At 71.7% G+C, this 18,425-nt stretch carries 16 protein-coding genes; 9 read left to right on the top strand and 7 right to left on the bottom strand.

What is annotated here, in order from left to right:
• Positions 1 to 5: 5 nt before the first annotated feature.
• The 3 genes from IE325_RS31150 to IE325_RS31140 form a co-directional block, all read right to left on the bottom strand.
• Positions 6 to 2,258 (bottom strand): molybdopterin oxidoreductase family protein, encoded by a 2,253-nt coding sequence (locus IE325_RS31150; protein WP_190073453.1) that lies wholly within the window; start codon positions 2,256 to 2,258, stop codon positions 6 to 8.
• Positions 2,259 to 2,386: 128 nt separating this feature from the next.
• Positions 2,387 to 3,001: a TetR/AcrR family transcriptional regulator gene (locus IE325_RS31145; RefSeq protein ID WP_190073452.1), complete on the bottom strand. Its 615-nt coding sequence runs from the start codon at positions 2,999 to 3,001 to the stop codon at positions 2,387 to 2,389.
• On the bottom strand, positions 2,998 to 3,606 hold the full coding sequence (locus tag IE325_RS31140) for a hypothetical protein (protein WP_190073451.1): 609 nt from the start codon (positions 3,604 to 3,606) through the stop codon (positions 2,998 to 3,000). The genes IE325_RS31145 and IE325_RS31140 overlap by 4 nt, the downstream gene beginning before the upstream one ends.
• A 150-nt stretch (positions 3,607 to 3,756) precedes the next feature.
• On the opposite strand from IE325_RS31140, the gene hmgA reads away from it, so the two are divergent.
• From hmgA to IE325_RS31125, 3 genes are read left to right on the top strand one after another with little or no spacing between them, the layout of a single operon-like run.
• Entirely contained in the window at positions 3,757 to 5,073 is a 1,317-nt protein-coding gene (hmgA, locus tag IE325_RS31135) for a homogentisate 1,2-dioxygenase (RefSeq protein WP_190073450.1), read from the top strand.
• Between the two features lie 27 nt (positions 5,074 to 5,100).
• Positions 5,101 to 5,850, top strand: a complete 750-nt coding sequence (locus IE325_RS31130) for a GntR family transcriptional regulator (protein ID WP_190073449.1) — start codon at positions 5,101 to 5,103, stop codon at positions 5,848 to 5,850.
• A gap of 26 nt (positions 5,851 to 5,876) precedes the next feature.
• Entirely contained in the window at positions 5,877 to 7,019 is a 1,143-nt protein-coding gene (locus tag IE325_RS31125; protein WP_190073448.1) for a type ISP restriction/modification enzyme, read from the top strand.
• Here the strand turns inward: IE325_RS31125 and IE325_RS31120 are convergent.
• A complete protein-coding gene (locus IE325_RS31120) occupies positions 7,016 to 7,735 on the bottom strand; it encodes a TetR/AcrR family transcriptional regulator (protein WP_190073447.1) in 720 nt (239 codons plus the stop codon). The two genes, IE325_RS31125 and IE325_RS31120, sit on opposite strands and share 4 nt — an antisense overlap.
• 63 nt (positions 7,736 to 7,798) lie before the next feature.
• On the opposite strand from IE325_RS31120, the gene IE325_RS31115 reads away from it, so the two are divergent.
• Positions 7,799 to 8,749 carry an ATP-binding cassette domain-containing protein gene (locus IE325_RS31115; protein WP_190073446.1) on the top strand — a complete coding sequence of 317 codons (951 nt, stop codon included), beginning with the start codon at positions 7,799 to 7,801 and terminating at the stop codon, positions 8,747 to 8,749.
• Complete coding sequence (locus tag IE325_RS31110; protein WP_190073445.1) at positions 8,746 to 9,528, top strand: ABC transporter permease; 783 nt, start codon at positions 8,746 to 8,748, stop codon at positions 9,526 to 9,528. Before IE325_RS31115 ends, IE325_RS31110 begins: the two co-directional genes overlap by 4 nt.
• Positions 9,529 to 9,777: 249 nt before the next feature.
• Here IE325_RS31110 and IE325_RS31105 read toward each other — a convergent pair whose 3' ends face one another.
• The 3 genes from IE325_RS31105 to IE325_RS31095 all read right to left on the bottom strand — a co-directional run bounded on the left by IE325_RS31105 (position 9,778) and on the right by IE325_RS31095 (position 11,555).
• A complete protein-coding gene (locus IE325_RS31105) occupies positions 9,778 to 10,047 on the bottom strand; it encodes a hypothetical protein (protein WP_190073444.1) in 270 nt (89 codons plus the stop codon).
• Positions 10,048 to 10,173: 126 nt separating this feature from the next.
• On the bottom strand, positions 10,174 to 11,016 hold the full coding sequence (locus IE325_RS31100; protein ID WP_190073443.1) for an anti-sigma factor: 843 nt from the start codon (positions 11,014 to 11,016) through the stop codon (positions 10,174 to 10,176).
• Entirely contained in the window at positions 11,013 to 11,555 is a 543-nt protein-coding gene (locus IE325_RS31095; RefSeq protein ID WP_190073442.1) for a sigma-70 family RNA polymerase sigma factor, read from the bottom strand. Before IE325_RS31095 ends, IE325_RS31100 begins: the two co-directional genes overlap by 4 nt.
• A 209-nt stretch (positions 11,556 to 11,764) precedes the next feature.
• Here IE325_RS31095 and IE325_RS31090 point away from each other — a divergent pair, with 209 nt between their 5' ends.
• The 4 genes from IE325_RS31090 (at position 11,765) to IE325_RS31075 (ending at position 18,415) form a co-directional block, all read left to right on the top strand.
• Positions 11,765 to 13,300, top strand: a complete 1,536-nt coding sequence (locus IE325_RS31090) for a DUF4331 domain-containing protein (protein ID WP_190073441.1) — start codon at positions 11,765 to 11,767, stop codon at positions 13,298 to 13,300.
• Between the two features lie 109 nt (positions 13,301 to 13,409).
• Entirely contained in the window at positions 13,410 to 15,047 is a 1,638-nt protein-coding gene (locus IE325_RS31085) for a tetratricopeptide repeat protein (protein WP_190073440.1), read from the top strand.
• A complete protein-coding gene (locus tag IE325_RS31080; protein WP_190073439.1) occupies positions 15,044 to 16,756 on the top strand; it encodes a nickel transporter in 1,713 nt (570 codons plus the stop codon). The genes IE325_RS31085 and IE325_RS31080 overlap by 4 nt, the downstream gene beginning before the upstream one ends.
• A gap of 63 nt (positions 16,757 to 16,819) precedes the next feature.
• Positions 16,820 to 18,415: a serine/threonine-protein kinase gene (locus tag IE325_RS31075; protein WP_190073438.1), complete on the top strand. Its 1,596-nt coding sequence runs from the start codon at positions 16,820 to 16,822 to the stop codon at positions 18,413 to 18,415.
• The last annotated feature ends 10 nt before the right edge of the window (positions 18,416 to 18,425 follow it).

Genomic DNA, 18,425 nt, shown 5'->3' with positions numbered 1-18,425 from the left:
TTTGCTCAGGTCAGAGCCGTGATCTTTTCGGACACCGGGGACACCTCGATGGGCACTCCGTTGAGCACGGCGTTGCCCGACAGCGGGTCGAGCAGGCTGCCGTCGAGGAGCTGGTTGACGTTGACTCCGGGGTCGATCGCGGCATGGCCGAGCCGGGTGCCGGGGCGGTCGTGGCCCCAGCCGTGCGGCAGGCTCACCACACCCGGGCGCACCGCGTCGGTGACCTCGGCGGGCGCGGTCACCTCTCCCCCGGCGCCCTTGAGGCGTACGGGCGCCCCGTCCCGTACGCCGAGGCGTTCGGCGTCGGCCGGGTGGATGTGCAGGGTGCAGCGGTTGGAACCGCCGGTGAGGGCGGGCACGTTGTGCATCCAACTGTTGTTGGAGCGCAGATGGCGCCGGCCGATCAGGACCAGCCCGTCCGGGCGGTGCCGCAGGGCCTCCCGCAGCCGGGGCAGATCGCCGGCGATGGGCGCCGGCAGCAGCTCCACCTTGCCGCTGACGGTCTTCAGCGGCTGCGGCAGCCGGGACTTCAGCGGCCCGAGGTCGATGCCGTGGGGATGGGCGAGCAGCTTGTCGAGGGTCAGACCGTCCGGCCGTACGCCGAAGCCGTCGCCGTAGGGGCCCAGGCGCAGCATCATGTCGAGCCGCCGCTCGGGGCCGCTCTCGCCGGTGAGCCGCGCGGCGAGTTCCTGCGGGTCGCGGCCGTGGACGGGTGAGTGGGGCTCCTTGACGGCCTTGCCGAGGGTCTGGCCGATGACCAGGTCGTCGACCGCGGACGGGTCGGCGCCGTGCATGCCGGTGGCGGCCAGGATCAGCCGGGCCAGGATCTCGGACTCGGCCATGCGGCCCGGCTCCAGCGGGACGGCGGCACGGGTGTAGCGGACCTGGTTGCGTACGGCGAGGGTGTTGAAGGCGAAGTCGTGGTGCGGGCTCTGCGAGGGCGGGGGCGGCGGCAGCACGACGTCGGCGTGGCGCGAGGTCTCGTTGAGGTAGGGGTCGACGCTGACCATGAAGTCGAGCGAGTCGAGGGCCTTGTCGAGGCGGTCGCCGTCGGGGGCGGACAGGACCGGGTTGGACGCGACGGCGACGAGGGCGCGGATGGGCTCGCCCTCGGCGGTGGCGGTGTCGATCTCCTCGGCGAGCGCGGACAGCGGCAGCTCGCCCTTGGCCTCGGGGTGCCGGCTCACCCGGGAGTGCCAGCGCCCGAGCGCGAAGCCGTGGCCGGGCCCTGCGGGGCGGGGCGTCTTGTCGGTGGCGGCCTGCGGGAAGAGGGCGCCGCCGGGGCGGTCGAGGTTGCCGGTGAGGACGTTGAGTACGTCAACCAGCCAGCTGGCGAGGGTGCCGTGCGGGACGGTGCAGCTGCCGATGCGGCCGTAGACGGCGGCGGTGGGGGCGGCGGCGAGCTCGCGGGCGAGGGCGCGGATGGTGCCGGCGTCCACGTCACAGGCGTCGGCGGCGGCTTCGGGGGTGAAGTCCCTTACCGCGTCCGGGAGTTCGTCGAGTCCCTGGAGATGCGGGGCCAGCTCGCCGGGGTCGACCAGGCCCTCGTCGAAGAGGGTGTACGCCATCGCCGCCAGCAGCAGCGCGTCGGTGCCGGGCCGGATCGCGACGTGCCGGTCGGCGAGTTTGGCGGTGCGGGTACGGCGCGGGTCGATGACGGTGAGGGTGCCGCCGCGGGCCTTGAGCGCCTTGAGCTTGCCCGGGAAGTCGGGGGCGGTGCACAGGCTGCCGTTGGACTCCAGGGGGTTGGCGCCGATCAGGAGGAGGTGGTCGGTGTGGTCGAGGTCCGGGACCGGGATCGCGAGGGCGTCGCCGTACAGCAGTCCGCTGGAGACGTGTTTGGGCATCTGGTCGACCGTGGAGGCGGTGAAGACGCTGCGGGTGCGCAGGCCTGCCATCAGGACCGGCGGGTAGAGCGCGCCGGCGACGGTGTGGACATTGGGGTTGCCGAGGACGATGCCCACCGAGTTCGGCCCGTACCGCTCGACGACCGGGCGGATTCCGGCGGCGATCGCGTCGAAGGCCTCCTCCCAGGTGGCCTCGCGCAGCTCGCCGTCCTTGCGCACCAGCGGGGTGCGCAGCCGGTCGGGGTCGCCGTCGACGGCGCCGAAGGAGGCGCCCTTGGGGCAGATGAACCCCTGGCTGAAGACGTCGTCACGGTCGCCGCGGGCGCCGGTGACCTTGGTCCCCTCGATGGTGAGGGTCAGGCCGCAGGTGGCCTCGCACAGGGGACAGATGCGCAGTGCGGTGCGGGACACGGGTTCCTCCCGGAGGGGCGACGGCAGTGGCGCACGGACTCTCCGGCGAGCATACCGACCGGTATGCACGGAGGGGAGCCCTCTCGGGAATGAGGTCGGAAATCCGCGAGCCGTCTACGGCTGGGGCGTCAGTCCAGCACCCGCGCCAGATACGCCCGCAGCATCTCCCGCGCCTCCTCCAGGATCCGCTCGTCGCCCTCGGGAGTCACCCGGAAGGCCAGGTGGACCAGGGTGTCGGCGGTCTCGACGGCTACCAGGAACGTGCGGCGCAGATCGTCGTCAGGGGCACGGTCGAGATAGCCGGAGAGCAGGTCGGTGAGGCGGTCGGCGACGCGGGTGTTGGGTTCGCCGCGGGTCCCGACCGGGATCTGGTTGCCGAAGTCGACGAGCGAGAAGCCGGGCGCGGTGCGCTTCATGGCGATGTACTCGTCGAGCACGGCGTCCATCGCCACGCGCCAGCCGCCCTCGCCGGTCGCCTCCAGGCGCTCGGTGACACGAGCGGTGTAGCGCTCCAGGTTGCGCTGGGCTAGGGCATCGGCCATCTGGCGCTTGTTGCCGAAGAAGCGGTACACGGAGCCGATGGGGACTCCGGCCCGCTGGGCGACGGCGCGGGTGCTCAGGTCGTCGTAGCCGACCTCGTCGAGGAGGTCGGCGCAGGCGTCGAGGATCCTGGTGAGCCGTTCGGCGCTGCGGCGCTGCACGGGCGCCCGGCGTAGCGTTGCTGGATGGGGCACGGTCTTCATGATGCCTTTCCGGCTCGGTCCGGTGAACATCGACCCCCAGTACGGAGACAAGTACCCGGTGCGCTCAGTGCGGCGGGAGACGGTGTCGCGGTCGTCTCCGCCGCCGACGCCGTGATGTCGGCGGTGCTCTCGACGGGCTGGCCGTCCACGGCCCACACCGTGCCGTCGTCGGCGTACAGCCGCACGGTGACCTGGTGCGTGCCGCGCGGCACGAGGCCGGCCGGGAGGCGGTAGCCGGGGGTGCGGAGTTCGGTGACCGGACGGCCGTCCACGAAGAGGCGGGCCGCCCCGCGCCCGGCCACGGCCTGCGGCTTCGCGCCGGCGGGCGAGAAGCGGAAGTCGCGCAGGGTCAGCCGTACGTCCCACCCGGCGCCGTCGCCCGGATCCGGCTGCACCTCTATGGCGACCTGGGGCGCTTCGCCCTCGCCCACCTCGCGGTAGTGCCGCCCGTCGCCGTCGGTGTCGCCGAGGACCTTGCCCACCGGGGAGGGCGACACGGCGCTCCCCGCGCCGTCCCGGGCATCGCTGGAGCCGCAGCCCACGGATCCGGTCGACAGCAGGACACAGACCGCGAGCACGGCGGGAAGGGTCCGTGTCCACGACATGCCCGGAGACTAGAACACGGGTCCGACAGTCGGATCCCCCTGAAGTCTGGTTCCGGTCGTCACCACTGAGGAGGACCGGTGGATCTCTTGCGCCCGGGCAACCGCAATCCTACGGTGAAGCATAGGAATCAGATCCTTTAAGGAGTGATCATGAGCGGGGACGCGCGGAAGACCGCGGAAGGGCTCACCTACCTCTCCGGTTTCGGCAACGAGCACAGCTCGGAGGCGGTGCCGGGCGCCCTTCCCCAGGGCCGCAACTCACCCCAGCGCGCCCCGCTGGGCCTCTACGCGGAGCAGTTGAGCGGTACGGCGTTCACCGAGCCGAGGGCGCACAACCGCCGCTCATGGCTGTACCGCATCCGCCCGTCGGCCGCCCACCCGGCGTTCACGCGCACGGACAACGGCGCGATCCGTACGGCACCCTTCACGGAGTCGACACCGGACCCGAACCGTCTGCGCTGGAACCCGCTGCCCGAGCCCGCCCCCGGCACCGACTTCCTGGCCGGCCTGTGGACCCTGGGCGGCAACGGCGACGCGACCCAGCGCACCGGCATGGCCGTGCACCTGTATCACGCCAACTCCTCGATGGACCGCGTCTTCAGCGACGCCGACGGCGAGCTGCTGATCGTCCCGGAGCGCGGCGGGCTGCTGCTGCGCACGGAGTTCGGGCTGCTCCATGTGGAGCCGGGACATGTGGCGCTGATCCCCCGTGGGGTGCGCTTCCGTGTGGAGCTGCTGGATGCCTCGGCCCGGGGTTATGTGTGCGAGAACTATGGGGCGCCCTTCCACCTCCCCGACCTCGGCCCGATCGGCGCGAACGGCCTGGCGAACGCCCGGGACTTCATGGCACCGGTGGCCGCGTACGAGGAGGTCGAGGGCCCGGTGGAGGTGGTGAACAAGTTCTGCGGCAACCTCTGGACGGCCATGTACGACCACACACCTCTCGATGTGGTCGCCTGGCACGGCAACCATGTGCCGTACATCTATGACCTGCGCCGTTTCAATGTGATCGGCACCATCTCCTACGACCACCCCGACCCGTCGATCTTCACGGTGCTGACGTCCCCCTCGGACACCCCGGGCCTCGCGGGCGTCGACTTCGTCGTCTTCGCCCCGCGCTGGCTGGTGGGCGAGGACACCTTCCGGCCGCCGTACTTCCACCGGAATGTGATGAGCGAGTACATGGGCCTGATCGAGGGCGCCTACGACGCCAAGGCGGAGGGCTTCGTGCCCGGCGGTGGCTCGCTGCACAACATGATGTCGGCGCACGGCCCGGACCGGGAGACCTTCGACCGCGCGAGCGCCGCCGAGCTGAAGCCGCAGAAGATCGACGACGGTCTGGCGTTCATGTTCGAGACCCGCTGGCCGGTGACGCTCACCACGGCCGCGGCCCGCGCCGATCATCTGCAATCGCATTACGACAACGCCTGGTCAGGCATGGAAAGGCACTTCCGCCCGTTGCACTGAACGATCCGCGAAAGGTACGGATAGCCCGTGACCTCTTTCGCCCCGGACTCCATCGTCCTGAACCGCAAGCTGCCGCTCTGGTACCAGGTGTCGCAGTCGCTGCGCGCCTCGATACTGGGCCGCCGCCCGCAGGACCCGCTGCGGCTGCCCACCGAGGAGCAGTTGGCGGAGCACTACGGCGTGAGCGTACTGACCATGCGGCAGGCGCTGAAGGAGCTGGAGGACGAGGGCCTGATCACGCGGCATCGCAGACGCGGCACGTTCATCGAGCCGGACGTCCGCCGGGGCGCCCCCGTGCGGCTGCTCGGCTCGGTGGACGCGATCGTGGCCCAGCAGTCCGGCATGGCGACGGAACTGCTGGACCACGGCCGGGCGCAGGTGCCCGCCGAACTCGCCGAGTTCTTCCCGGACATCGACGAGGTGGCGACGTACCACCGCCTGCGCAGTGACGAGAAGACCGGCGAGCCCACCAACCACGCCCGCAACTACGTCCGCCCCGAACTGGCCGCGCGCATGGACCGGGACGACCTGGTCCGCTGGCCGATGACCAAGGTGCTGCGGGATGTCGTCGGGGCGGACATCAGCCGCATCACGGACACGGTCGAGGCGCGGCTGGCCGACCCGGAGACGGCGAAACTGCTCCAAGTCCCCCTGCTGAGCCCGATCCTGCACTACACGGGCGTGACGTACGACGCGGACGGACGTGTGCTGGACGTGGCGGTCATCCACTACCGCGGCGACCGCTTCTCCTTCACGGTGACCTTGGAGGCGACCTGACTCCCGTGTCGCACCCAGGCCGTACCATGCCCAGCGTGACGCACGACGACGCTCCGCCGCTGGCGGACCTCATGCCGTGGTCCGTCGCACCGCCGCGGCTCGGCCGGGGGTGGCCGTCGGGCCCCGACGCAGCGACCCTGAAGGCCCGCTGGGACGCCTTCGTGAAGGCCGAGGGCCCGGACCGCGAGACCCTGCTGGAGCCGACCCGCTCCCGCACCCTGCACTCCGCGGTCGGCCAGCTCCCCGGCCAGGACACCGGCACGGAGAAGCTGGCCCGCGCCTCGGGCCCCTGCCCGGACCCGGTGCGCGTCCTGCACGCCCCCTTCGACGAGCAGTGGCTGATCCCCGACCACCGTCTGATCGACGTGGCCCGCCCGGAGCTGTGGCGGGTGCGGGACGAACACCAGGTCTTCGTCCTGGAGACGCCGGAGTCCCGGCTGCTGGCGGCCTCCGCGCTGCCGCTGCTGCGCCCGGGTCGCGTCCGCCCGCTGTACCGCCGCCCCGGCGGCACGGAACCCAACCTCGCCCCCGGTCTCCTGGACCACCTCCGGGACCGGCTCGGCACACCGGTCGAGCCGCTCGACCTCCTCGCCTGGACCCTGGCGGCCGTACGCCCGGACCTCACCGTCCCTCTCACCGCCGACCCCGGACTGTGGGCACGCGGCGTGGAGTCGGGCCACCGCGCCCTGTGGCTGATGCGGCGCAACGGCGACCGTCCGAAGCTGCCGGGAGGCCGCCGCCCGTACGTCCGCGCACCGCTCCCCTCCCGCCCGCTCACCCTGGAGTACGACCGCGAGGAGGAGACCCTGCTCCTGGGCGAGGGCCGCATCTCCCCGGTCCCGCCGGAGGCCTGGGACTACGAGGTGGCCGGCGTGAAGGTCCTGGAGCAGTGGTTCACGGCCCGCGTCACGGAACCCGAGCCGGGCACCCTGGCGGCGATCCGCCCCGCGACCTGGCCGCAGGCGTGGACGTCGGAGCTGCTGGAGTTGATCACGGTGCTGGCGCTGTTGGCGGAACTCCAGCCCCTCGACGAGGAGTTGACGTCACCCGTCACCACGACCGACCTGCGCAGGGCCGGCGTGCTGCCGGTCCCGGGAACAGCCCGCCGACCGGCCTCGGTGCTGGACGGCCACGAGGAGGGGCCGGAGGGTCAACTCACGTTGATCTAACCGCCCTGAAGGGGATCGAACGCATCCAGCACCCGCTCAAGGGCCCGCCGGAACACCCCTTCCAGATCGATCGGCCCGCTGTCCGCCATGAACGCCGCAGCAAGCCGCGGATACTTCCCCGTCGCCACCTGACCCCCGAGATACGCGATCCGGACCGCGTTCTCCTCCTCCTCGGACCACGGCATGGAACGGGTGCGCTCGGCGGTGGCGATCTCGTTCGCGGTGTACGTCGTCACGACACCGTTGAGCAGCGCGACGAGCTCCATCTTCACGCTGTACGGGACGTCGAGCGGTTCGAGACAGGCCAGGCAGTGCTCCAGATAGCGCAGGGTGTTGGGGCTGAAGCCGTACACCCCTGACATCAGCCGCGGCACCCAGGTGTGGCGGTGCATGATGCCGCGCGTCTCCTGCGCGTTGCGGATCATGTCGGCACGCCAGTCGCCCGAGGGCTCCCCGATCTCGTGCTCGGCACCGACCGCGTCGATCATCAGCTCGTGCAGGTCCTCCTTACGGGGGACGTAGTTGTACAGCGACATCGTCCCGCAGCCCAGTTCGGCCGCGACATGCCGCATGGACACGGCATCCAGCCCTCCGGCGTCGGCGATGCGCACCGCCGCGGCCGCGATGTCCGCGCGCGTGAACGCGGGCCTGGGCCCACGCCCCGTCCGCTCCGGACGCGCCCAGATCACTTCGGGTACGGCTGCTCGGCCCGCCATCGATCATCACCTCGGCCACCATCCTAGTTACGTACAGCGTACGTAGTGCGCTATGGTCGACCCATGACTTCTACGTACGCTGTACTTAGTGAAGGTCTGGAGAAGCGATTCGGCCCCAAGGGAGCCGAGGTCCACGCCCTGCGCGGACTCGATCTGGCCGTCGCGCAGGGCACCGTCTGCGGCCTCCTCGGCCCGAACGGCGCGGGCAAGACGACGGCGGTCCGGCTCCTCACCACGCTGCTGCGCCCGGACGCGGGATCGGCCCGGGTCGCCGGTCACGACCTGCTCCGGGACCCGGCGGCGGTGCGCCGCAGCATCGGTGTCACCGGCCAGTACGCCTCGGTCGACGGCGACCTCACCGGCCGCGAGAACCTCCGGCTGTTCGCCCGGCTGCACCGGGTGCGCGGACCGGCCGAGCGGGCCGCCGAGCTCCTGGACCGCTTCGGCCTGACCGAGGCCGCCGACCGGCCGGCGTCCACCTACTCGGGCGGGATGCGCCGCCGCCTCGACCTCGCGGCGAGCCTGGTGCGCCGCCCCGACGTGCTGTTCCTCGACGAGCCCACGACCGGCCTCGACCCTGCCAGCCGCAACCGGATCTGGGAGGCGGTCCGAGAGCTGACCGCCGACGGCACCACGGTGCTGCTGACCACGCAGTATCTGGAGGAGGCCGACCAACTCGCCGACGACATCGCCCTGGTGGACCGGGGACGGGTCGCGCACACGGGCTCACCGGCCCAGTTCAAGGCGACCATCGGCGCCCATGTCGAGGTCGTCGTCACCGAGGCCGACGTGATGGTCAAGGCGGCGGCCGTACTGGATCAACTCACCGGCACGGAACCGTCGTTCGACCATGAGCGGCGAGCCGTCGGCGCGGTCACCCGGGACGCCACACTCACCCTGCCCCGGCTGGTGCGCGAACTGGACGCGGCGGGCGTGCCGTTGCTCGACGCCCGCATCGAACCCCCGACCCTGGACGACGTCTTCCTGCGACTCACCGAGGAGCGTGCCGCATGAGCACCCTGGCCTACGACGGCGGCGCGATGCTGGGCCGGCAGCTGCGGAGGATCCGCAACAACCCCGGGCTGCTGATCCTGACCCAGACCATGCCGATCACCATGCTGCTGTTCTTCGGCTATGTCTTCGGCAGCGCGCTGGCGATGCCGGGCGAGGAGTACCGCTCCTTCCTGGTGCCGGGGCTGCTGGTGGCGACCGCGGCGAACGGGATCATGACCGGTATGTTCCAGGCCGCCCAGGACACCCACCGGGGTGTGATGGACCGGCTGCGGACGCTGCCGATGAGCCGGGCCGCCGTACCGCTCGGGCAGGCCGCCGCGGATCTGGTCGTGACGGCCGCGGGGACGGTGCCGTTCCTGCTGGTCGGGCTCGCGGTGGGGTGGCGGATCGAGGGGTCCGCGCTCGACGCGGCGGGCGCGGTGGCGCTGTTGCTGCTGTTCCGGTTCGCGACGACGTGGATCGGCATCTTCCTCGGGCTGCTCACCCGGAACGAGGAGGCCGCGGGCCAGCTGGGCGGGGCCACCTTCATCCTCCCGCTGCTGTCCAACGCCTACATCCCGACCGAGGGACTGCCGGGCTGGCTACGGACCGTCGCCGAGTGGAACCCGATCAGCGCCGTCACCACGGCCCTGCGGGACCTGTTCGGCAACGCTCCGGTGCCGCAGGACGCCGCCTGGCCGGTCGCGCATCCGATCGCGGGGTCACTGATGTGGTGCGCGGTGCTGATCGCGGTGTTCGGGCCGCTGGCGGTACGGCGGTACGCGCGCGGCGAGCGCTGAGAGAGCAGGCGCCGGGTACGACAACGGCCCCGTCAACATCCGTGCGCGGCAGAGCCGTTGTGCACGGGGACGGGGCCGATGAGCGGGGTGGGGGTGGAGCGGGGGACGAGGCCCGCACCCGGGTCGCACTCCGGGGGCGCCGCCGGGTGCCGTGGGGATGACGGCGGTGACAGCGCGGTGCGGCGCCGGGACGTGTGGGTCGCCGGGCGCGGGCCTGGAAGTCGGTCGAGGAACGCCGGTACTACGTGTTCAGCGTCCGCCGAACAGTGAACGCCGGAGCCGACGCAGCGGGGCGAACAGGGAGACACGGCGAACCCGCGAGCTCCGGTCGCTGCGCTCGTGCGCGACGTCACGCGTGGTCAGCTCGCGCATCAGTGACGTCGCCTCGGCCGCCTCCCGCTGCGGCACGGCGGGGCCCGCCAGCACCGAGAGATGGCGGTCGAGACGCGAACTGGTCGCGCTGCTCCCGCAGGTGATCGCAGGGACCCTTGCCCTGCTGCGCACTGTTATCTGATCCATGTCACTCCCCACCCGTACGAGTCCACCCGGCCCGGGCAGGTTAACCCTATCGCCCCGGTGGGGCACTCGTGTATCGCGGTCACAGGATTCACCTTCCCCGTAAGGGTGTTGACGACTCGCGCCCGATTACTCTCCGAATCCAACCGATTTCAGGGCGAGTTGGACAACGGGCTGGCTGGTGGGTTGCGGTGACCCCCCGTCGGGCTCCACGGTCACAGCCAGTGATGTCGCCGATTTGTCGAGACCGGACGTGACCAAGGGCGTGTCGCCGTCGAAAAGGCCCAGGGAGCGCGGTTGCACATCGGGGCGCATGAGCCAGAGCTGGTGCACCCGGCCGCCGGTCGGCTTGCCGTATCCGCTCAGAGTGACGACCGCGCGCCCCTCGGATGCGGAGGCGACCACTCCGATCGTGCGGCCCTCGGCGTCCTCGCCGGCGGTCGCCCGGGCGTCGGGCGCGCCGAGAACGTTAGCGATCTCACTCGCCTGTGCCCGCTGGGCGTCCAGCTCGTCCTGGGTCCGGTTGGCCTGCACGGCGATCAGGGAGGCGACCACGAGAGCCGCTGCGGCGGTGGCCGTGGCGAAGGGCACGAACAAGGGGCGCGGCCTGGGCGCACGGGTGCGCGGCGGCGGCTGACTGCCCCACACATGGGGCGGCAGCTGCGTGCCACGCGCGTGTGCCGCTTCCCGCCCGGCGGACTGCCCGACGGACTGTCCGGCGGACTCCTGCGGAGTGGCGCGTACGGCGGCCAGGACGCGGTCGCGCATCGCGGCGGGCGGCGCTGCGGCCGTCGACCAGGCGAGGCGTACGGCGTCCTCGGACAGGACGCGTACCTCGGCGGCGCAGATGTCACACGTCCTCAGGTGCTTCTCGAAGCGGTGCCGTTCGCCGGGCTCCAGGGCGTCGAGGGCGTAGGGGGCAGCGAGGGAGTGCAGATCCTCACGCCGGAAGAGACGGCCGACGAAGCTCATGCGACACCTCCCAGGCACTTGCGCAGCTGGGTGAGTCCGTCGCGCATCCGGGTCTTGACCGTGCCCAGCGGCAGGGAGAGCCGCTCGGCCACTTCACGGTACGTGTAGCCGTCGTAATAGGCGAGCGTGACCGACTGGCGCTGGAGGGCGGTGAGGCGTTCGAGACACCGGCGCACCCATTCCCGCTCCAGACCCGCCTCCACCTCCTCGGCGACATGGTCGAAGGCGGGGTGGTTGGCGCGCAGGGCCTCGCGCTGCTCGCGCTCGCCGGCCGCGCGGGCGCTGCGCACCCGGTCGACGGCACGGCGGTGGGCGAGGGTGAGGATCCAGGACAGGGCGCTGCCCCGACCGGGATCGAACTTCGCCGCCGACCGCCACAGTTCGAGCAGCACTTCCTGCGCCACCTCCTCGGACTGGGCGGGGTCGCGCACCACACGCCGTACGAGCCCGAACACCGGCCCGGAGACCAGCCCGTACAACTCCTCGAACGCCTTCTGATCACCGCCCGCCACGAGCACGAGCAGCTCGTCCGCCTCCAACTCGTCTCCCCCTCCAGCCAGACCGCATCTCGGCCGTCTTGTCCCACGAGGTATTCGCAACGAACACACCTCCGGATGGGGTTACGGATCAGCGGACCGAAAACGCGGGTCGGGAAGACGCGAAATTTGTTTTCGAGATCGACCAATCCGGCCCGCCCCCGGCTCCGAATCCCGGTGCGTCAGGCAAGTTGGCACTGAGGACGGACGGCATGACACCTATTTCCAGGAGCGGTGCGGGACGCAGGAGCCTCGCGACCCTCGTATGTGGTGCGCTGGCCGCCGGTGGGCTCGCAGCCGCCGGCATGGCCGCGCTGGAACCGGGGGCGGCCTCCGCCTCCAGCCACCGGGAGGCCCCGCTGATCTCGGGGACACCGCAGTACGACAACACGGACGTGTACGCGTTCGTCAGCCCGGACAAGCCGGACACGACGACGATCATCGCCAACTGGATCCCGTTCGAGGAGCCGGCCGGCGGTCCGAACTTCTTCACGTTCGCGGACGACGCGCAGTACGACATCCACATCGACAACAACGGTGACGCGCAGGGCGAGCTGCTCTACCGCTTCACCTTCGACACCCACGTCAAGAACAAGAAGACGTTCCTGTACAACACGGGTCCGGTCGAGAGCCTCGACGACAAGGACCTCAACATCACGCAGACCTACGACATCGAGCTGATCAAGCTCAAGGACCAGTACCCGGTGTCGAAGACGAAGATCGCCAACGATGTGCCGGTGGCGCCGTCGAACGTCGGCAAGGCGTCGATGCCGGACTACGCCAAGCTGCGCGAGCAGGCGGTCCACGAGGTGCACGGCGGCACCACGACGTTCGCCGGCCAGGCCGATGACCCGTTCTTCCTCGACCTGCGGGTCTTCGACCTCCTGTACGGCGGGAACCTCTCCGAGGTCGGCAACGACACCCTCAAAGGCTACAACGTCAACTCCGTGGCCCTCCAGGTCCCGACGCACATGATCGCCGAGTCCGCGGACCAGCCGATCGTCGGCGTCTGGTCGACCACGCAGCGCCAGAACGCCAAGGGCGAGTACGAGCAGGTCTCGCGCCTGGGCATGCCGCTGGTCAACGAGGTCGTCAACCCGCTCAAGGACAAGGACAAGTTCAACGCGTCCTCGCCGTGGGACGACGCGAAGTTCCTGAAGAACGTCACCAACCCCGAGCTGCCCAAGCTCATCGAGGCGATCTACAAGATCCCGGCGCCCGACGAGCCGCGCAACGACCTGGTCGACGTCTTCCTCAAGGGCGTCAAGGACCTCAACCAGCCGCCGCATGTGACGGCGTCGGAGATGCTGCGCCTCAACACCTCGATCAAGCCCGCGGCCGAACCGAAGCGCCTGGGCGTCCTCGACGGCGACAACGCGGGCTTCCCGAACGGCCGCCGCCTCACCGACGACGTCATCGACGCCTCGCTGCAGGTGGTCGAGGGTGAGCTGCTCGGCGCCAAGAACGACCTCGGCGACGCGGTCGACAAGAACGACAAGGACTTCGAGAAGGCCTTCCCCTACGTCGCTCTCCCGACCGAGGGTTCACGCGGTCCGCTCGCCAAGGGCACCGAAGGCGACACCGACGTCCGCAGCCAGCTCGGCGACGCCCTCCAGCCGGCCGGCGCCTCCGGCGGCACCGACAACATGACCCTGATCGCCGGTTCGGCCGGCGCGGGCGCCCTGGGCATCCTCCTCATCGGCGGCGCCCTGGCCTGGTGGCGCCGCATGCGGGACCGGGCGTACTGACCCCGTCCCACCCCTGAACCGGCGCGGCCCGCGGAGTATCCATCCCCCACGACGCGGGCCGCGCCGCCCCACGCACCAACCGTTCCTGAAACCCGACGGAGGAGAGGGCATGGCCCCGCGCACGAACGACACCCCACCGGAGAACGAGGATCGCGTTGCCGCGGTACGGCGGGTGCGCGGGGTGAAGCGAAGGGACCCGAGCCTCTCGGCACCGGAGCAGGAGATCTCAGCCCGGCCGGAGGCGATCTCAGCCCGGCCGGCGCTTGAGGACAAGGCCCTTTCGGGGCCGGAGCGGGGGTCTGGGGGCGGCAGCCCTCAGGACGGCGGGGTCGAAGGGGCGGAGCCCCTGGAGGAGGGGACGGGTAGGGGCGGCAGAGGCGAGAACACCAAGCCGCGCATCACCGCCGTACGCCGCGCCGCCGCCCACCGCCGCGCCCTGCACCTCGCAGGCTGCGCCGCCCTCCTCGCCGTAGCCCTCACCGCCGGCTCCATAGCCCTCGGCGCCGCCCGCGACAACACCGGCCAGGGCATCGCCCCCGCCTCCGCCGCCGTCTCCCCCGGCCTCCTCACGACCGGGGACCTCGACACAGGCATCGCCTCCCTCCAGTCCCACCTCCGGGACCAGCCAAAGGACTTCAGCAGCTGGGCGACCCTGGGCCTCGCCTACATCGAGCAGGCCCGCACCAAGGGCGACCCCTCCCGCTACCCCCAGGCCGACCAGGCGTTCAAGCAATCCCTCGCGCTCAAGGCCGACAACGACCAGGCCCTCGCCGGCCGCGCCGCCCTCGCCGCGGCCCGCCACGACTTCGAGGACGCCCTGAAGTACGCCGATCAGGCCCTGGACATCAACCCCTACAGCGAACGCGCCCTGTGCACCCGCGTCGACGCCCTGGTCGAACTCGGCCGCTACGAAGAGGCCTCCAAGGCCGCCGACACCGCCGACGACCGCCGCCCGGGCATCCCGGTGTTCACCCGGTACGCGTATGTGCACGAACTGCGCGGCGACGTCCGCACGGCGGAACGCGTCCTCGAACAGGCCCTCTCCTCCGCGAGCGCCCCCGGCGACATCGCCTACGTAGCGGCCCAGCTCGGCCAACTCGCGTGGAACCAGGGCGACTACGACACGGCGCTCACCCACTACGCCCGGGCCCTCGGCGCCGACGAGAACTATGTCCCCGCCCTGGAGGGCCGAGCCCGCGCCCAGGCCGCGAGCGGCGACAAGGCAGGCGCGCTGAAGGGCCTCAAGGACGTCGTCGCCCGCTATCCCCTCCCCGGCCCCCTGGTCGAACTCGGCGAGCTGTACGAGTCGACCGGCGACAAGGTCAAGGCCGACGACCAGTACGCCCTGGTCGACGCCTGGACGGCCCTCGCCCGCGCCAACGGCGTCAACGCCGACCTCGACACCGCCCTCGCGGCGGCCGACCACGGCGACAAGGCCTCCGCCCTGCGCGCCGCCCGCGCCGAGTGGAACCGCCGCCGGACCGTGCACACCGCGGACGCCCTCGCCTGGGCCCTGCACGTCAACGGCAAGGACGAGGAAGCCCTCCCGTACGCCAGGAAGGCCACGGCGACGGGCTACCGCAGCGCCGCGTTCCGCTACCACCGCGGCGTCATCGAGCGCGCCACCGGCCACGACGAGGAAGCCCGCGAGCACCTGAGCGCCGCCCTGAAGCTCAACCCCGGCTTCTCCCCGCTGGGCGCCCGGGAGGCCCGTACGGCGCTCAAGGACCTGGAGGCCGCCAAGTGACCCCCCGCCGTCTGCTCGCCTCCGGCGCCGCCGTCCTCACGGCGGCCTGCGCGCTCGCGCTGTTCCCCGCCACCGGAGCGAGCGCGCACCCTCTCGGCAACTTCACCGTCAACCGCTACGACGGCCTGGTCGCCGCCCCCGGCGAGCTACGCGTCCACCATGTCGAGGACCTGGCCGAGATCCCGGCGACCCAGGCCAAGCCCGACATCGAGAAGGCGGGCATGACTCAGTGGGCCCGGCAGCGGTGCGCGAACGCCGCGCAGGGCAGCGAGGTCACGGTGGACGGCCGCACGGTCGAGCTGACGCTGAACAGCAGCCACGCGCGCGTACGGCCCGGTCAGGCCGGCCTCGACACGCTCCGGGTGGAGTGCCGGCTGACGGCGCCGCTGCCCGAGGACGCCACGGTCGCCCTGGGCTTCCGGAGCGCGGGCGCGCAGTCCGGCCCCGGCTGGCGGGAGATCACGGCACGCGGCGACCGGATGACGCTGAGCACCTCGGACGTACCGAAGCAGTCGGTCTCCGGCGAACTGACCAAGTATCCGGAGGAGTTGCTCTCCTCCCCCGCCGACACCAAGTCCGCGTCGCTGCGGGTACGCCCCGGTGGGCCCGCCCTCGCCGAGTCCGAGCAGGACGCCCCCGCCGCCTCCGTCCTGCCGCGCGGCGCCGACCGCTGGACACGCGCCCTGGACGGCCTGGTCTCCCGCCATGACCTCACCCTCGGGTTCGCCGCGCTCGCGCTGCTCATCGCGGTCTTCCTGGGGGCGATGCACGCGCTCGCCCCGGGCCACGGCAAGACCATCATGGCCGCGGTCGCGACGGCACGCGGCGGCCGGGCCCGGCTGAAGGACGTCATGCCGCTGGCCGCGTCGGTGACGGTCACCCACACCCTGGGCGTGGTCGCCCTGGGCCTGCTGGTCACGGCCGGTTCGGCGGCGGCGCCCTCGGTGATCACCTGGCTGGGCATCGCGAGCGGCGCCCTGGTGATCGCGGCCGGCGCGACCCTCGTACGCCGGGCCTGGCACATCCGCAACCACGGATACGGGCAGCCCCACGACCACGGCCACACCCACGACCATGGCCATGACCACGGCCACCCCCATGACCACACACATGATCACGACGACCACCCCCACCAGCACACCCACGACCACACCCACGAGTCGGAACACGCTCACGAGCGCCAACCGGTCCTGGTCGCCGCACACACCACCCACGCCCACACCACGCCGGAACCCCCCACCCCCATAGCCCCCGACCACACACACCCCCACCCCCAGCCGCACTCCCACCCACACAGCCAGCCCCACAAACATGGTCTGCTCACCCACACCCACGGCGGCTTCACCCATAGCCACCCCACCGCCCCCACCCTCCGCGGCACGATCTTCCTCGGCTTCGCCGGTGGACTCGTGCCCAGTCCGTCCGCGGTCGTCGTGCTCGTCGGCGCGGCGGCGCTCGGCAAGGCGTGGTTCGGGCTGCTGCTCGTCGTGGCGTACGGCGTCGGGCTCGCCCTGACCCTCACGGCGGCCGGGTTCGCCGTCGTCAAGCTGGGAACCGGGGTCACCCGCCTCCTGGACAAGCAGCCCCGCTGGACGACCCACCCGCTCACGACGTTCCTCCGCAGGACCGCCCCCCTGGGGTCCGCGCTCCTCGTGGTGGCTCTCGGGGCCGGATTGGTGTTCCAGGGGGCGGCATCCGTACTCGGCTGAGCTACTTTTGGGAAGAAATCACACGGAGTGGAAATTTCGCACGGCTGCGAATGGGGGACGCCCGTGTCCGAAGAACACGGCAGTGAGCGTGTGATCGCGGGCCGCTACCGCCTCCTGTCCCCGCTCGGCGAGGGCGGCATGGGCACGGTGTGGCGGGCCCGGGACGAGGTGCTGCACCGCGAGGTGGCCGTCAAGGAGGTGCGCGCGCCGGCCGGGCTGCCGACGTCGGAGGTCGAGCGGATGTACGCCCGCCTCGAGCGCGAGGCGTGGGCGGCGGCGCGGGTCGCCAACCGCAATGTCGTCACGGTGTACGACGTGGCGACGCAGGACGGCCGGCCCTGGATCGTGATGGAGCTGGTCCGGGGCATCTCGCTGGCCGAGCTGTTGGACGCCGAGGGTCCGCTGAGTCCGCAGCGCGCCGGGCACATCGGCGCCGAGGTGCTGTCCGCGCTGCGCGCCGCGCACGATGCCGGGGTGCTGCACCGGGATGTGAAACCGGCCAACGTGCTGCTGTCGAACGACGGCCGGGTCGTCCTGACCGACTTCGGTATCGCGATGGTCGAGGGCAGCTCGGCGCTGACGATGACCGGCGAGGTGATCGGCTCCCCCGAGTTCCTGGCCCCGGAGCGGGCGCTGGGCCGCACGCCCGGCCCGGAGTCCGACCTGTGGTCCCTCGGCGTACTGCTCTACGCGGCCGTGGAGGGCAATTCCCCCTTCCGTCAGAACACCCCGCTCAGCACGCTCCGCGCGATCGTCGACGACGAGTTGCCGCCGGCGCACCGGGCCGGTCCGCTCGCGCCCGTCATCGAGGGGCTGTTGCGCAAGGACCCGGCCGAGCGGCTGTCGGCCGAGCGGGCGGAGCAGGATCTGCGGATCGTCGGGGCGGGCGGGACGCCGCGCGCGGACTCCGTGCAGGCGAGCCCGTACGCCCCGACCGTCGCGGCGTTCCCGACGCCGTCGCAGACCGCGCCGACGGCCCCGGTCCCACCGCCCGGGCCCACGACGACCCCCGTCCGCCCCGACCGCAATCGCCGCGCCGCCCTCACCCTCATCGCGGGCATCGCCGTCCTCGCGCTGGCGGTGGCAGGACTGACGTACGCCCTCCTCAACCGTGACGACGGCGGGGGCGACGCGGGCAATCAGGGGACCAACACCCAGAAGGGCGGCGGGACTTCACCGACCGCGACCGCGACCGAGACCGAGACCGGGGACGAGGGCACCGGCGGCGAGAACCCGGAGCCGAGTCCGAGCCGTACGAACACCCCGCCGCAGTCCGTGCAGGTGGCGCTGGCCGGCTCGAACCTGGAGTACTCCGGGGCGTGTCCGCCGCCGAGCGGTCAGGCGCCCGCCTTCACGGCGACGTTCACGGTGGGGCGGCTGCCGGCGCAGGTGACCTATCGCTGGGTGTCCGAGGACGGGGACGTCATGGATCAGGGCTGGAAGACCCTGTCGTTCCCGGAGGGCGGGGGGCGGAGCAAGCAGGACCGGGCGTTCGTGACGACACACGACGACAGCGGGACGTTCGAGAGCGAGATCAGCGTCGAGGTGCGCGACCCGGTGGAGACGAAGTCGGATTCGGTGGCGTTCTCGGTGACCTGTGAGACGGAGACCCCGACGGGCGGGGTCTCGCCTACGCCTACCGAGACGCCGAGCGACTGACGGCCTGAAG

Source organism: Streptomyces lanatus (assembly GCF_014655715.1).
GTDB lineage: Bacteria > Actinomycetota > Actinomycetes > Streptomycetales > Streptomycetaceae > Streptomyces > Streptomyces lanatus.
This window is presented reverse-complemented; position numbering and strand designations above follow the sequence as displayed.